The following is a 14,054-nucleotide window of genomic DNA, read 5'->3' as shown; positions in this document are numbered from 1 at the left end:
ACGCAGAGATTGGCCCAGCGATCAGGAATCCTCATGCACTCCAGTCCATTCCGGTTCCTGCGCTGCTCTTCACCCCACTGAGGGCTGCTCGCGACAGACCGTGAACAGGTTCTTAGAACTCGGTGTGCATGCCGATCACCAGCTCGCTGCTGGCATGGGCGTCGTTGTTTACCTTGCTGTGCAGGTATTCGGCGAGCAGCGCGGTGCGCTTGGACAGGTTGTAGCTGGTGCCCAGCACGTACTCGGTGCGCTTCTGGTCGGCAACGTACTTGTAGTTGTCGGTGTGGGTGAGCGAGAGGCGCAGCGCGAAGCGGTCCGGCTTGTATTCGGCGTGCAGCGCCAGGCTCTTCATGGCGGCCGGATCGGCCGGCACCACCAGGGAGGTGCCGGTCAGGGCGCCGGCCGTGGCCGACAGTGTAGCGTGGTTGTATTCCACACCCACGGTCAGCCCGGCAAACGGCGTCAGCTTGCCGGCCATCACCCAGTCGGTGGCGTGGCCGACGGCGCTGTAGGCCCCGGCCGCGCCGTTGACCAGGTCCTGGCGGCTGTAGCCGGCGTGCAGGCCGTAGTTGGCACCCTCGAAGTTACCCCCGAGCGCCCAGGCGTTGCCGGCCTGGCTGCCGTTGCCTTTTTCCCCGGCCGCCCAGCTGGCCGCGGCGTTGAACTGGCCGAATTTCGGCGTTTCGTACTTGATCGCCCCCTTCTGGCCGCCGGCGTCGCCCAGCCCCAGCACGCCGCCGATGCCGCGATCCGCGCCGTGGTCGCCGACGTCGTAGAAGTTGGCGCCGTAGTAGTTGTCGCCGTAGGCGTTGACGCCGTGGCCGAGCTTGACGGCGCCGAACGCGCCGGAGAGGCCGACGAAGGTGTCGCCGGAGGCGAAGGTGTCACCGGACTGGCCGCCGTCCAGATGCACGTTGTTGTTCATCTGCCAGATCGCCTTCATGCCGTCGCCGAGGTCCTCGCTGCCGATGAAGTCGATTTCCGAGCCGAAGTCCTTGACGCCGTTCACATGGGTGCCGTCGACGTTGCTCTTGCGTTGCAGGCCGCCTTCCATCTTGCCGATGAGGCTGACGTCGGCGTGCGCAACGGCAGACAGACCGGCCAGTGCCACGATCAGGTAATTCAGTTTCATTTCTCCATTCCCTCTCTGCTTGGTGATGAACGGCGGTCAGCCTCCCTTGCCGTGCAATGGGTAAGGGAGTGCCGCCGGTTTTTTTGCTTGTTGGTGATTCAGAGTCGCTAACAAAACCCAGTGCAACGATCTTGGCTAGGCGCGCGGCCGCAGAAAACGAGGCGTCGCCGAAGTTTCTGCGAAGCTACATGCAAGTAGTACGGCAAGTGCTTGCTGGGCGAATCTCTGCGAGAGATTCGCACGCGAGCGCACGACGCCAAGAGGGTTCTGTTAGCGGCTCTCAGTGGGTGGCCAGGGCGGCTGGTGTCGCGTCGTGCCGCTGCAGCCGCGGCAGGGCGTCGCCGGCGCCGTCGAACACGTGCAGGCGGGGCGCCGGCAGCGAGAACGTCAGCGTGTCGCCGATCTGCGCCGAGCTTTCGCTCAGCTTGGCGACCAGCGGGGTCGTGCCGAGCGCGGTCTCGAGGTAGGCGTAGCTGTGCTCACCGAGGTGTTCGAGGTGGCTGACGCGGCCCTTGAGCGGGCCGCTGCCGACGACGATGTGCTCGGGGCGGATGCCCAGCGTCACGGTGCTGGCGCTTGCCAAGCCGGTGGCATCGGCGGCAGCGGGCAGGCTGATGCCGCCGGCGCTGCAGACGAGGCCTTCCGCGTTGGCGTTCAGCAGCGCCGCGTCGATGAAGTTCATCGACGGCGAGCCGATGAAGCCGGCGACGAAGCGGTTGCGCGGATTGTGGTAGAGCTCCAGCGGGTGGCCGACCTGGGCGATGCTGGGCACGCCGTCCTGCCCGGCCAAGGGCTTCAGCAGCACGATCTTGTCGGCCAGCGTCATCGCTTCCACCTGGTCGTGCGTGACGTAGATCATGCTGGCGCGGCCCAGTGCACGGTGCAGGCGGGCGATCTCCACCCGCGTCTTGACGCGCAACGAGGCGTCGAGGTTGGACAGCGGCTCGTCGAACAGGAACACCTTGGGCTGGCGCACGATGGCGCGGCCGATCGCCACGCGCTGGCGCTGGCCGCCGGACAGGGCGCCGGGCTTGCGTTCGAGCAGCGGTGCCAGATGCAGCGATTCGGCGGCGGCGCGCACGCGCCGATCGATCTCGTCGTGGCCGAGCTTGAGGTGGCGCAGGCCGAAGGCCATGTTGTCGTACACCGTCATGTGCGGGTACAGCGCGTAGCTCTGGAACACCATCGCCACGTCGCGCTTGGCCGGCGCCAGATCGTTGACGCGCGCGCCGTCGATGTGGATGTCGCCGGCGCTGGCGTCATCGAGGCCGGCGATCAGGCGCAGCAGCGTGGACTTGCCGCAGCCGGACGGGCCGATGAACACGCAGAACTCGCCGGCTTCGACGGTCAGGTCGATGTCGGCCAGGATGGGGTTGTCGCCGAAGCGCTTCTGGATGTTTTCAAGACGGATCTGGCACATCATGCTTCTCCTGCGGTAAGACGGACGAAGGCGGCGGACAAGGGCGGCAGCGTCAGCTCTCCGGCCTCGAGGGTGGCGGCCAGGCCGCTGCCGTCGAGCAACTGACCGTGGCCGGCCAGCGGCAGCGTGGCGGGGCGCGCGCTGAAGTTGAACAGGCAGGCCAGCGTCTCGCCGCGGTAGTGGCGTTCGAAACCGACGATCTGCTGGTGGGCGTCCAGCAGCCGCATGCGGCCGTAGCGCAGCGCCGGCTGGGTGGCGCGCCAGCCGATGAAGTGGCGCCAGAACGCCAGCGTGCTGGCGGTGTCGTGCTGCTGGCGCTCGACCGCCAGCGGCAGCTGCTCGGCCGACACCGGCAGCCACGGTATGGCGCTGCCGAAGCCGCCGTCGGTTTCGTCGCTCCACGGCAGCGGCGTGCGGCAGCCGTCGCGGCCCTTGTATTCCGGCCACAGCACCTTGCCGTACGGGTCCTGCAGCAGTTCGTACGGCACCTCGGCCTCGGGCAGTCCCAGTTCCTCGCCCTGGTACAGGCACAGCGCGCCCGGCAGCGCCAGCAGGAAGGCCGCGCACAGCCGCGCGCGCTGCTCGGCGCTGCCGCCCAGCTCGGCCCAGCGGCTCACCACGCGGGGCACGTCGTGGTTGCCCAGCGACCAGCACACGTAGGCGTCGCCGGCCTGGGCCAGGTAGTCGGCCAGCACCGCGTGCAGGTAGGCCGGGGCGCAGGCCTCGGTCAGCAGCGTGAACACGTAGGCCATGTGCAGCCGGTCGTCGCCGCGGGTGTAGTCGGCCAGGGTCGGGTACTGGCGGTCGTCGCCGATCTCGCCGATGGCGACGCGGTCGTCGAATTGGTCGCACAGCGCGCGCAGCCGGTTCAGGAACAGCAGGTTCTCCGGCTGGGTCTTGTCGTACAGGTGGCGCTGGAAGGCGTACGGGTTGTTGCGCGGCACGCCGGCGGCGAACTCGCCGGCCGGTTGCGGCGGGTTGTCGCGCAGCAGGGCGTCGTGGGTGTAGAAGTTGACGGTGTCGAGGCGGAAGCCGTCGACGCCGCGTTCGAGCCAGAAGCGCGCCACGTCGAGCAGCGCGTCCTGCACCGCCGGGCAGTGGAAGTTCAGGTCGGGCTGGCTGGCGAGGAAGTTGTGCAGGTAGTACTGCTGGCGCCGCGCGTCCCACTGCCAGGCGCTGCCGCCGAACAGGCTGAGCCAGTTGCTGGGCGGGGTGCCGTCGGCCTTGGCGTCGGCCCAGACGTACCAGTCCGCGCGCGCGTTGTCGCGGCTGGCGCGGCTTTCGGCAAACCAGGGGTGCTGGTCCGAGGTATGGCTCAGCACCAGGTCGATCAGTACCTTGAGCCCCAGCTCGTGGGCGCGGGCGATCAGGGCGTCGAAGTCGGCCAGGGTGCCGAACATCGGGTCGACGTCGCAGTAGTCGGACACGTCGTAGCCGAAGTCGGCCATCGGCGAGGTGAAGAACGGCGAGATCCAGATCGCCTCGGCACCCAGCGCCGCGACGTGCGGCAGGCGGCGCGTGATGCCCGGCAGGTCGCCGATGCCGTCGCCGTTGCTGTCCTGGTAGCTGCGCGGGTAGATCTGGTAGATCACCGCGCCGCGCCACCATTGTTCGTTGTGTTTGTTAGAGTTCATCGTCGGTCTCCTCAAGACGCGGTTTCAGGAAGCAGCGAGCGGCCTGAGGGCGAGGCGCGCCGCGCGCAGGGGCCGGAATGTACGAGTGGTACATGAGGACCTGAGCACGGATGTAACGACGCCATCAGGATGCGCAGCCATTCCTGGGAACGTGTTCAACCTTTGACGGCCCCGGCAGTGAGCCCGGACACGATGTGGCGCTGGAATATCAGCACGAGAGCGATCAGCGGCAGGGTGACGATCACCGACGCCGCCATGATGTTGCCCCACGGCAATTCGTAACTGCTGGCGCCGGAAATCAGCGCGATGGCCACCGGGACGGTGCGCTGCTCGCCCGACAGCGTGAAGGTGAGCGCGAACAGGAACTCGTTCCACGCCGCGATGAAGGCGAGCAGCGAGGTGGCCGCCACCGCCGGCCACAGCAGCGGCAGGAAGATGCGGAAGATCACCGTGAGTACGCCGGCGCCGTCCATCAGCGCGGCTTCTTCCAGCTCCTTGGGCAGTTCGCGCATGAAGGTCACCAGCACCCACACCGTGAACGGCAGGGTGAAGATCAGGTCGGACAGCACCAGCGCCCACAGGCTGTCGTAGAGGCCAAGCGCCGAGATCAGCTCGAACAGGCCGGAGAGGATGGCCACCTGCGGAAACATCGACACGCCGAGAATGGTCATCATCAGCACGCCGCGACCACGGAAGCTGACCCGGCCCAGGGCGTAGGCGGCCAGCAGCGAGACGGTCAGCGACAGCGCCACCACGCCGCCCGCCACCAGCACCGAGTTGAGCAGGTTCTGGCCGAACGGCTGCTCGGCGAACACGCCGGCGTAGTTGGCGAGCGACCAGGTCTTGGGCCAGAAGTCGCTGGAGAACAGGGCATTGCCCTGCTTGAACGAGCTGGCGATGGCGTAGACGAAGGGGAATAGCGCGAAGCCCAGCACCGGCGGCACGGCCAGCCAGTACAGAACGTCGGTGAATTCGATGCGTTTCATCTCAATGTCCTTCCATGCGGCGGCGCGCCAGCGCCATGTAGCTGACGGTGATCAGCGCGATCATCAGGAACAGCAGCGTGGCGGCGGCCGAGCCGTAGCCGGCCAACTGGAAGTCGATCAGCTGTTCGCGCACGTACACCGACATGCTCTTGGTGGTGCGGCTGTTGGAGGTCATCACGTAGATCAGGTCGAACACGCGCAGCGCGTCGAGGGTGCGGAAGATCATCGCCACCAGCACCGCCGGGGTGATCAGGGGCAGCGTGATGTTGAGGAACACCGACCACTTGGGCACGCCGTCGACCTTCGCCGCCTCGTAGCAGTCGGACGGCACCATCTGCAGCGCGGCCAGAATCAGCAGGGCCATGAACGGCGTGGTCTTCCACACGTCGACCAGCACGATGGTGGTGAAGGCGAGGTCGGGGTCGGCGGTCCAGGCCAGCGGCTGGTGGATCAGGCCCAGGGCGAGCAGCATGGCGTTGATCACGCCGAACTGGTCGTGCAGCATCCAGGTCCACATCTTGGCCGACACCACGGTGGGGATGGCCCACGGCACCAGCACCGCGGCGCGCAGCAGGGTCTTGAGGCGCGAGGGGTGGTTCAGCATCAGCGCCACGGCGAGCCCGAGCACGGTTTCCAGCGACACCGACAGCAGCGAGAACCACAGCGTGTTCTTCACCGCGCCCCACCATTCCGGATCGGCCAGCACGCCGGCGTCGCCGATGTAGTTGGCGAGCCCGACGAACTGGCGCGTCGACAGGTCGGATAGCTGGGCGTCGGTCAGGCTCAGCCACAGGGTGCGTGCCAACGGCAGGCCGGCGATGGCCAGCAGTACCACCAGCGCCGGCGCCACCAGCAGCCAGGCCATGCGCTGGCGCGAGCGCTGCAGCGAGGACTCGGCGGTCGACGGACGTGCGGGGGCCGCCGAGGTCAGGGTTTGACTTGTCATGGGAGACACTCCGAGAGCAATTCCAATGCGCCTGAGAAGCGCTAACTTTGTCGGCCGCGTTACGCAGGGCCTGGCCGTACCGCGTGTACTGTCTGCGGCCCCGCTCACTTGCCTTCGCGTTTTCGCTTCTCATGCTTTTTGGAAAAGAAAGGGCCCGCGCCCCCCTCATGAAGAGGGGCGTTGTATCCGGGCAAGCAGGAGAATTACTTGGCGGCGACGAAGCCGGCCGGCGCCAGGCGCTTGAGCGAGGCGTTGAGCGCCGTCAGCGCCGACTTGGCGTCGGACTTGCCGGACAGCACGTCATGGGTGGCGTTCCAGAACTGGTTGCTGACCTGGTTGTAGCGGTTGCCGCTGACCGAGGACGGGCGGGCGATGGCGCTGGTGAAGGTGGTGTACAGGTTGCCCATGAACGGGTTGGCCTGCAGCACTTCCTTGTCGCTGTAGAGCGCGCCGATGGTGGGGTTGTAGGCGCCCTGGATGGCGCGCTGCTTCTGCACTTCGCTGCTGGTGAGATACATCACCAGTTCGGCGGCGAGCTTCTGGTTCTTGGAGTACTTGGAGACGGCGAGCTGCCAGCCGCCTAGCGTGGCGGCGTTGCGGCCGTTGGTGCCGCCCTTGGGCAGGGCCATCACGCCGACCTTGTCCTTCACCGCGCTGTCGGCCTTCTGACTGAGGGCCCAGGCGTACGGCCAGTTGCGCATGAACACTGCGTTGCCCGCCTGGAACACGCCGCGCGCTTCTTCCTCGCCATAGTTCAGCACCGCTTTCGGGGTGATGCCGCCGATCCAGCTGGCGGCGGTCTCCAGCGCTTTGACAGCACCGGGGTTGTTGATCGAGGGCTTGCCACTGGCGCTGTCGATCACGCTGCCGCCCTGGTAGCTGACGATCCATTCCAGCGCGTCGCAGGACAGCCCTTCATAGGCGCGGCCCTGCCACACGTAGCCCCACATCTTGTCGTTGCCGGCGGCGCGCTCGCCGTCCTGCACCTTCTTGGCGGCGGTGGCCAGTTCTTCCCAGGTCTTCGGCGGCGCCAGCTTGTACTTGGCCAGCAGGTCCTTGCGGTAGTAGAGCAGGCCGGCGTCGGTGAACCACGGCATGGCCACCAGGCGGCCGCCGACGGTGTTGTTGGCGACGATGCCGGCGAAGTGGGCCTTCTCGGCGCCGCCCGCGAGCGGTTTCAGGTCGGCCAGGTGGCTGGCGAGGATGCCCGGCCACACCACGTCAATCTGCATCACGTCGATCTTGTCCGAGCCGCTGCCGAGAATCTGCTGGTACAGCGCCAGGCGTTCGTTGGAATCGTTCGGCGTGGCCACTACCTGGACTTCGTTGCCGGTCTTGCGGGCCCATTCGGCCACCGATTGCTTGCACAGTTCCAGTTCCTGGCCCACGGCGCCGCAGGAAATCTTCAGGGTGGCGGCTTCGGCGGTGCCGGCCAGCGCCAGCACGGCGGCGGCGCTCATCAACGCGATCTTCATGACGGGTCTCTCCTCGTTGTGTGGTCGGTATCGTGGAGCCTGCCGGTGTGTGGCGGCGGTGGCGTCACGATGCCCTGTACCCATCTAAACGCGGCGGCGTTAATGGCAAATTTCATCTCCCGAGTGGCTTCGTTAACAATTGCAACAATGGCCGGTGTGAGGGCGTCGGCCAAGCTGGGGGCGTGTTAGCCATTCCCGCCCAGCAGGCGCGCCAGCTCCGGCAGTGTGTAGGGTTTGGCCAGGAACGGCGCGCCGGCCGGCCAGTCGCTGCGCCGGGCGTGGTATTCCGGCGGCAGGCCGGAGGTCAGCACCACCGCCAGGCCGGGCCGCTCCTGCTGCAGGCGGCGGTAGAGGCGCACGCCGTCGCCGCCGTCGCCCAGCATCACGTCCGACAGCACCAGCTCGGCCTCGCCGCCGGCGGCGAGCCAGGCCAGCGCCGCCGCCTCGCCGGCCACCGCGTGCACCGTGGCGCCCAGTTGCTGCAGCAGCGCCAGCGCGGTGTCGCGCACGTCGGCGTCGTCGTCCACCAGCAGCACGCGGCGCGCCGGCAGCGTGGCGGGCAGGACGGCCGGGCCGTGTGCGAGCGCGCAGTGCGGCGCTGCGGGCGGCAGCCACAGCGAGATCGTGGTGCCGTGGCCCGGGGTGCTGTCGATGCCGACGTCGCCGCCGCTCTGGCGCAGGAAGCCGTACACGATGGACAGGCCGAGCCCGCTGCCCTTGCCCTGTTCCTTGGTGGTGAAGAACGGCTCCAGCACGCGCGGCAGCACCTCGGGCGGGATGCCTCGGCCGTTGTCGCGCACCTCCAGACGCAGCGCCGGGCCGGATAGCGGCGTGGCGCTCTCCTCGCGCCGCGCGACGATGTCGAGCCGGCCGCCGTCCGGCATCGCCTGCGCCGCGTTGAGCGCCAGGTTGAGCACGGCGTTCTCGAGCTGGCCGCGGTCGACGCAGACGACGAGCCCCGGCTCGGCGTCCACCGTGACGGCGATGCCGTCGCCGACACTGTATTCGATCAGGTCGAGCATTTCCTGCAGCATGTCGTCGAGGTCGACGATTTCCGGCGTCAGTGGCTGGCGCCGAGCGAAGGCCAGCAGCCGGCGCGTCAGTGCCGCCGCCTTGTTGGCGGCGCCGTGGGCGCGCTCCAGCCGGCGGCGCGCGTCCTCGGGCAGGTCGGGGCGCTGTTCTAGCAGTTCCAGGTTGCCGAGGATGGCCACCAGGAAGTTGTTGAAGTCGTGCGCCACGCCGCCGGTGAGCTGGCCCAGCACTTCCATCTTCTGCATCTGCTGCAGCTGCGCCTCGGCGGCGCGCCGGGCCGAGACGTCGCGGCATACCGCCACCCAGCCGCCTTCCGGCATGGCGCGGCTGCGGAATTCCAGCACGCGGCCGTCGGGCAGGTGCAGCTCGGCGGCACTGGCGATGCGCTCGCGGCCGTCGGCGGTGTGCGCCGCGGTGTCGGCCGCCACCGCCTGCCAGCGCGTGCCGGCCGGCATGGCGGTGCGCAGCGCGGGGTAGGGCAGGCCGCTGCGGAGGTGCGCCGGGTCGATGCCGAGCAGGGCCGGAAACTGCGGATTCCACACCATCAGCGCGCCGTCGGCGTCGTACACCGAGAGGCCGTCGTTCATGCTGGCGAACACCGTCTGCAGCAGGCGGCGCTGCGCTTCCAGCCCCTGTGTCAGGCGCTGCTTTTCCAACAGGTTGTCGCGGAACACCTGGAACGCCCGCGCCAGCTCGCCGATCTCGTCGGCGCGCTCGGTGGCCGGCGTGGCCTGCGCGGTGTCGCCGGCGGCGAGCCGGCTCATCACGCGCGAGATCGACTGCATCTGCTGCGCCACGCGCCGCACGTAGCCCGCCGCCAGCAGCGCCACCAGCACGCCGACCGCGGCCAGCACGGTGAGCCCGCTGATGCCGGAGCGGATGGCGACCTGCACGGCGCGGCTGCGGTTGTCGGCCAGCGCGCGCAGTTCCTGCACGTAGGCGGCGGTGCGTCGGCTGAGCTGTTCGGCATTGCTGCGGTAGAGCTGCAGCAGCGTCGCCATGCGCCCGTCGGTCTGGAGCACCTGGCGGCGCCGCTCGAACAGGTTCTGCGGCGCGCTGCAGATCACGTCCAGCTCGGCGGCGAGCCACGGCGGCAGGGCGCGCAGCTCGCCGCGCCGCTGCATTGCCGCGAGCAGCGCTTCGGCATCGGCTTCCAGCACACCCAGCGCGGCGCGATCGCGCGCCAGCGGTACCGCCTGCAGCGTGTGCCACAACGGCAGCAGCGTCGGTGCCCGGTGAACCGGGCTGGCCTGGCCGGTGCCCAGCTGGTCGAGCAGGTGGTCGAGGCGGAGGCGGTAGGCGTCGAGCTGTTGCTGCTGCTGGCGCTTGTCGCCCGAGAGCAGCAGCAGTTGTTCCAGGTCGCGTTCCGAGCCGTCCAGCATGCTGCTGACCTCGAGGCGGCGGTCGGCCTGCGGCGGCAGCGCCAGCGACAGGCGCTGGATGTCGCCCATCAGCACCTGCAGCCGCTCGACGTCGTCGGGCAGGGTGTCGGGGGCGTAGCTGTCGGCCAGGTTGGGGGCGATGGCGGCTACCTGCGACACTTTTTCCGCCAGCTCCAGCACGCGCGCCAGCTCCGGCATCACCTCCTCGCGAAAGCCGGTGAGGGTGGCGAGCGTGGTGCGCATGCCGCTGACGCCGACCAGGGTCACCGCCAGCATCAACACGAACATCACCACGAACGCCGCCTGCAGCCGGGTGCGGATCGGCTGCGACCAGGCGGAGCACAACAGGCGCGAGGGCGACGGCACGGCGGGCCTCAAGGGCGGCTGACCGCGGCGCGGAACTGGTAGCCCAGGCCGCGCTCGGTGCAGATCAGTTCGGGGTGGCGCGGGTTCGGCTCGATCTTGCGCCGCAGGCGCAGGATCAGCACGTCGATGGTGCGGTCGTACACCTCGGTGTCGAGGCCGCGCGTCTGCTCCAGCAACTGCTCGCGGCTCCACACCCGCTGCGGGTGGCGCACCAGCGTGGCCAGCAGCGAGAACTCGCCCTGCGTCAGCGCGCACGGCGCGCCGTCCGGCTGGCGCAGCTCGCGCGCGGTCATGTCGAGCACCCAGCCGTTGAAGGCGTAGCACTCGCGCGCCTCGCCGGCGTGGCGCTGCAGCGGGATCGAGAGTTCGGTGGTGCGGCGCAGTGCGGCGCGCACGCGCGCCAGCAGTTCGCGCCCGGAGAACGGCTTGGTCAGGTAGTCGTCGGCGGCCAGTTCCAGCCCCAGCACGCGGTCGGTCTCGTCGCCCTTGCCGCTCATCATGATGATCGGCACGGCGGACTGGCCGCGCAGCTCGCGCGCCAGCATCAGGCCGTCCTCGCCCTTCAGCTTGAGATCGAGGATCACCAGTGCGAAGCGCTGTGCCGCCAGGGCCTGGCGCATCGCCGCGCCGTCGGCCACGCCGTGGGGCGCGAAGCCGCCGTCCTCCAGCAGTGCGCCGAGCCAGTCGCGCACCTCGGGCTCGTCGTCGACGATCAGGATGCGGTACTTGTCGTCCATGCGGGGGCTCCTCCTCCTTTTTACCCTGTTCTTATCAGAAAGCGCGCGGCGATGTGTTTCAATTGTTACAAGACGCGTCAGGCCAGTCGTCGTGCTACCTCGTCGGCCAGCGCGAGACAGCTGGTCAGCCCCGGCGATTCGATGCCGTAAAGGTTGATCAGCCCCGGCACGCCATGTTGGCGCTCGTCCTGGATCACGAAGTCGGCGTCCGGCTCGCCCGGTGCGGCGAGCTTGGGGCGGATGCCGGCGTAGCCCGGTTGCAGCGCGCCGTCCGGCAGCGCCGGCCACCACTGGCGGATGCTCTGGTAGAAGCCGCCCGCGCGCGCCGGGTCGACGCGGTAGTCCACCACGTCCACCCACTCCACGTCCGGGCCGAAGCGGGCCTGGCCGGCGAGGTCGAGCGTGAGGTGGGTGCCCAGTCCGCCCGCCACCGGCAGCGGGTAGATCAGATGTGAGAACGGCGCGCGTCCGCTCAGCGTGAAGTACACGCCGCGCGCGTAATGCAGCGGCGGAATGGTGTGCGCGGGCAGGCCGTCGATGGCCGCCGCGACGCGCTGCGCCCACAGCCCGGCGGCGTTGACCACGCGGCGCGCGTGCAGGTAATAGGGGGTGTCGCTGCCGATGGTGAGCACCAGGCCGTCCGGCTCGATGCGCCCGCCGACTACCGGCGAGGCCAGTGCCAAGAGCGCGCCGGCGGCTTCGGCGTCGGCCAGCAGCGCCAGCATCAGGGCGTGGCTGTCGACGATGCCGGTGGAGGGCGACAACAGCGCGGTGTGGCCGGCGAGCGCCGGCTCCAGGTCGGCGAGCTCGGCCTGTTCCAGCCAGCGCAGGTCGTTCACGCCGTTGGCGGCGGCGCGCTGGGCGATGTGCGTCAGCCGTGGCGCGTCGCCGGCCTGGGTGGCGACCAGCAGCTTGCCGAGGCGGCGGTGAGGCACCGCGCGCGCGGCGCAGTAGCGGTACAGCGATGCGCGCCCGGCCAGGCACAGCCGCGCCTTGAGCGAGCCGGTCGGGTAGTAGAGCCCGGCGTGGATCACCTCGCTGTTGCGGCTCGAGGTGTGGTGGCCGAAGGCGGCTTCGGCTTCGGCGACGATCACCTCGTGCCCCTGCTGGGCCAGCGCGCGCGCCACCGCCAGGCCGATGACGCCGGCGCCGATCACCAGGGTGTCGATGCGGTCCATGTGCTCTCCCTCAGCGGCGTCCGGCCAATTGCGCCGTGGCGAGCCGCCCGAGCAGGTTGATGGCGTCGGCCAGTTGCCCGTTCCAGGGTTGGCCGAAGTTGAGGCGCAGGCAGTGGCTGAAGCGCGGTTCGGCCGAGAACAGCAGGCCGGGCGCGAAGCTGATCGACTGCGCCAGCGCCGTTTCCAGCAGTTTTGCCGTGTCCACCCCGTCCGGGCATTCCACCCACAACAGCAGGCCGCCCTGTGGCCGGCGCAGCCGCGTGCCGCGCGGAAAGGCCGCCAGTACTGCGTCGGCGGTGATCTGCATCTGTTGTGCCAACTGCTGGCGCAAGCGCTGGCTAATGCGCGCATAGTCGCCGCCGGCCAGCATGTCGGCCAATACCACTTGCAGCAGCGAGGAGCTGACCAGCGAGCTGCTCTCGCGCAGCCGCGCCAGCGCCGGCTGATGGCGCCCGCCAGCGAGCCAGCCCAGGCGGAATGACGGCGCGAAGCTCTTGGTGAACGAGGCGCAGTAGATCACCTCGCCGTCGCGGTCCCAGGCCTTGATCGGGGTGGGGCGCCGGCTGCCGAAGTAGAGGTCGCCGAACACGTCGTCCTCGATGATCGTCACGCCGTGTTTGCGGGCGAGCTGCAGCAGGCGCTTCTTGTTGTCGTCCGGCATCAGCGCCCCGGTGGGGTTCTGGAAATGCGGCACGGTGACCAGGCATTTCACCGCCGGGCCATGGCGCAGCGCGAATTCCAGCGCCTCCAGCGACAGCCCGGCGTCCGGCGTGCAGGGGATTTCCAGCGCCTTGAGTCCGAGGCTCTCCAGCGTCTGCAACAGGCCGAAGTAGACCGGCGTCTCCACCGCCACGGTGTCGCCGGGACGGGTGAGCAGGCGCAGCGCCAGGCTGATCGCCTCGGTGATGCCCTGGGTCATCAGGATGTCGTCGGGGCCCAGGTCGAGCTCGGCCCCGGCGGCGAGGCGGGCGATTTCGCGCTTGAGCCGGGTCTGTTCCGATTCGGCGAGATACGCGCCGATCAGTTCCGGCTGGCGCAGCAAGGTGTGCTGCAGCCGGCGCGCCAGTTCTGCCGTCGGATAGAGGCTGGTGGCGGCCTCGGCCATATGCAGCTGCAAGGCGAGGCGCGAACCGGATAGCTTCAGCAGCTGGGAGACGCGCCCGTTGACCTGCACCAGCGCCGCCGGGGCGGGCAGCGGTGGCTGTGCCTCCAGGTTGGCCGAACGGCCCGGCAGCGCGGCGTAGAAGCCGGCGCGCGGGCGTGCCACCACACGCTGCTGTTGTTCCAGCAGGCGGTAAGCGGCGAGCGCGGTCAGTGTGTTGACGTCGTAGTGCTCGGCCAGGCGGCGCACCGCCGGCAGCCGGCTGCCGGGGGCGAACTCGCCGGCATCGAGCCGGGCCTGCAGCTCGGCGGCGATGCGCTGGTAATGCGGAGTGGCGTTCATCGTCTTGTTATATAGAACAGATCGCGCCCAGCCTAAGCTGTTTGGCGCCGTGTGTGAAGGCGGCGTCGCGCGGCGGGATTACGCTCGGGTCATCTAATGACACAAGAGCTGTTAACAAACCCGGCGCAGCAGTCTTGGCTAGGTGTGCGGCCGCAGAAAACGAGGCGTAGCCGAAGTTTCAGCGAAGCTACATGCAAGTAGTACGACAAATGCTTGCTGAGCAAATCCCTGCGTGCAAATCCATCGCTGAGCAAATCAAAGATTTGCCAGCAGGGATTTGCCCAGCGATAGATTCGCACGCGAACAACAATGCCAAGAGGGT

The 14,054-nt window shown here is 68.8% G+C and carries 10 protein-coding genes and 1 other RNA gene; all 11 read right to left on the bottom strand.

Annotated features, from left to right (window positions below):
• Nucleotides 1–112: 112 nt before the first annotated feature.
• Complete coding sequence (locus tag B9N72_RS18650) at nucleotides 113–1,132, bottom strand: porin (protein ID WP_085277711.1); 1,020 nt, start codon at nucleotides 1,130–1,132, stop codon at nucleotides 113–115.
• 280 nt (nucleotides 1,133–1,412) lie between these two features.
• A complete protein-coding gene (locus B9N72_RS18645) occupies nucleotides 1,413–2,552 on the bottom strand; it encodes an ABC transporter ATP-binding protein (RefSeq protein WP_085277710.1) in 1,140 nt (379 codons plus the stop codon).
• A complete protein-coding gene (locus tag B9N72_RS18640) occupies nucleotides 2,552–4,186 on the bottom strand; it encodes an alpha-glucosidase family protein (RefSeq protein ID WP_085277709.1) in 1,635 nt (544 codons plus the stop codon). The genes B9N72_RS18645 and B9N72_RS18640 overlap by 1 nt, the downstream gene beginning before the upstream one ends.
• 20 nt (nucleotides 4,187–4,206) lie before the next feature.
• Nucleotides 4,207–4,280: non-coding RNA, sX9 sRNA (locus B9N72_RS18635), on the bottom strand.
• A 61-nt stretch (nucleotides 4,281–4,341) separates the two neighbouring features.
• A complete protein-coding gene (locus B9N72_RS18630; protein WP_085277708.1) occupies nucleotides 4,342–5,172 on the bottom strand; it encodes a carbohydrate ABC transporter permease in 831 nt (276 codons plus the stop codon).
• Nucleotide 5,173: 1 nt separating this feature from the next.
• On the bottom strand, nucleotides 5,174–6,118 hold the full coding sequence (locus B9N72_RS18625; RefSeq protein ID WP_085277707.1) for a carbohydrate ABC transporter permease: 945 nt from the start codon (nucleotides 6,116–6,118) through the stop codon (nucleotides 5,174–5,176).
• Nucleotides 6,119–6,321: 203 nt separating this feature from the next.
• A complete protein-coding gene (locus tag B9N72_RS18620) occupies nucleotides 6,322–7,593 on the bottom strand; it encodes an ABC transporter substrate-binding protein (protein ID WP_085277706.1) in 1,272 nt (423 codons plus the stop codon).
• A gap of 185 nt (nucleotides 7,594–7,778) precedes the next feature.
• On the bottom strand, nucleotides 7,779–10,373 hold the full coding sequence (locus tag B9N72_RS18615; RefSeq protein WP_085277705.1) for a hybrid sensor histidine kinase/response regulator: 2,595 nt from the start codon (nucleotides 10,371–10,373) through the stop codon (nucleotides 7,779–7,781).
• A gap of 8 nt (nucleotides 10,374–10,381) precedes the next feature.
• Entirely contained in the window at nucleotides 10,382–11,110 is a 729-nt protein-coding gene (locus B9N72_RS18610) for a response regulator (RefSeq protein ID WP_085277704.1), read from the bottom strand.
• A gap of 77 nt (nucleotides 11,111–11,187) precedes the next feature.
• Nucleotides 11,188–12,288: an NAD(P)/FAD-dependent oxidoreductase gene (locus tag B9N72_RS18605; RefSeq protein ID WP_085277703.1), complete on the bottom strand. Its 1,101-nt coding sequence runs from the start codon at nucleotides 12,286–12,288 to the stop codon at nucleotides 11,188–11,190.
• A gap of 10 nt (nucleotides 12,289–12,298) precedes the next feature.
• On the bottom strand, nucleotides 12,299–13,732 hold the full coding sequence (locus tag B9N72_RS18600) for an aminotransferase-like domain-containing protein (protein WP_085277702.1): 1,434 nt from the start codon (nucleotides 13,730–13,732) through the stop codon (nucleotides 12,299–12,301).
• Nucleotides 13,733–14,054: the final 322 nt, after the last annotated feature.

The sequence above is a fragment of the Pseudogulbenkiania subflava DSM 22618 genome (assembly GCF_900177275.1).
GTDB lineage: Bacteria > Pseudomonadota > Gammaproteobacteria > Burkholderiales > Chromobacteriaceae > Pseudogulbenkiania > Pseudogulbenkiania subflava.
Note: the sequence above shows the minus strand (reverse complement) of the source record. Positions and strands in the feature narration are given on the sequence as shown.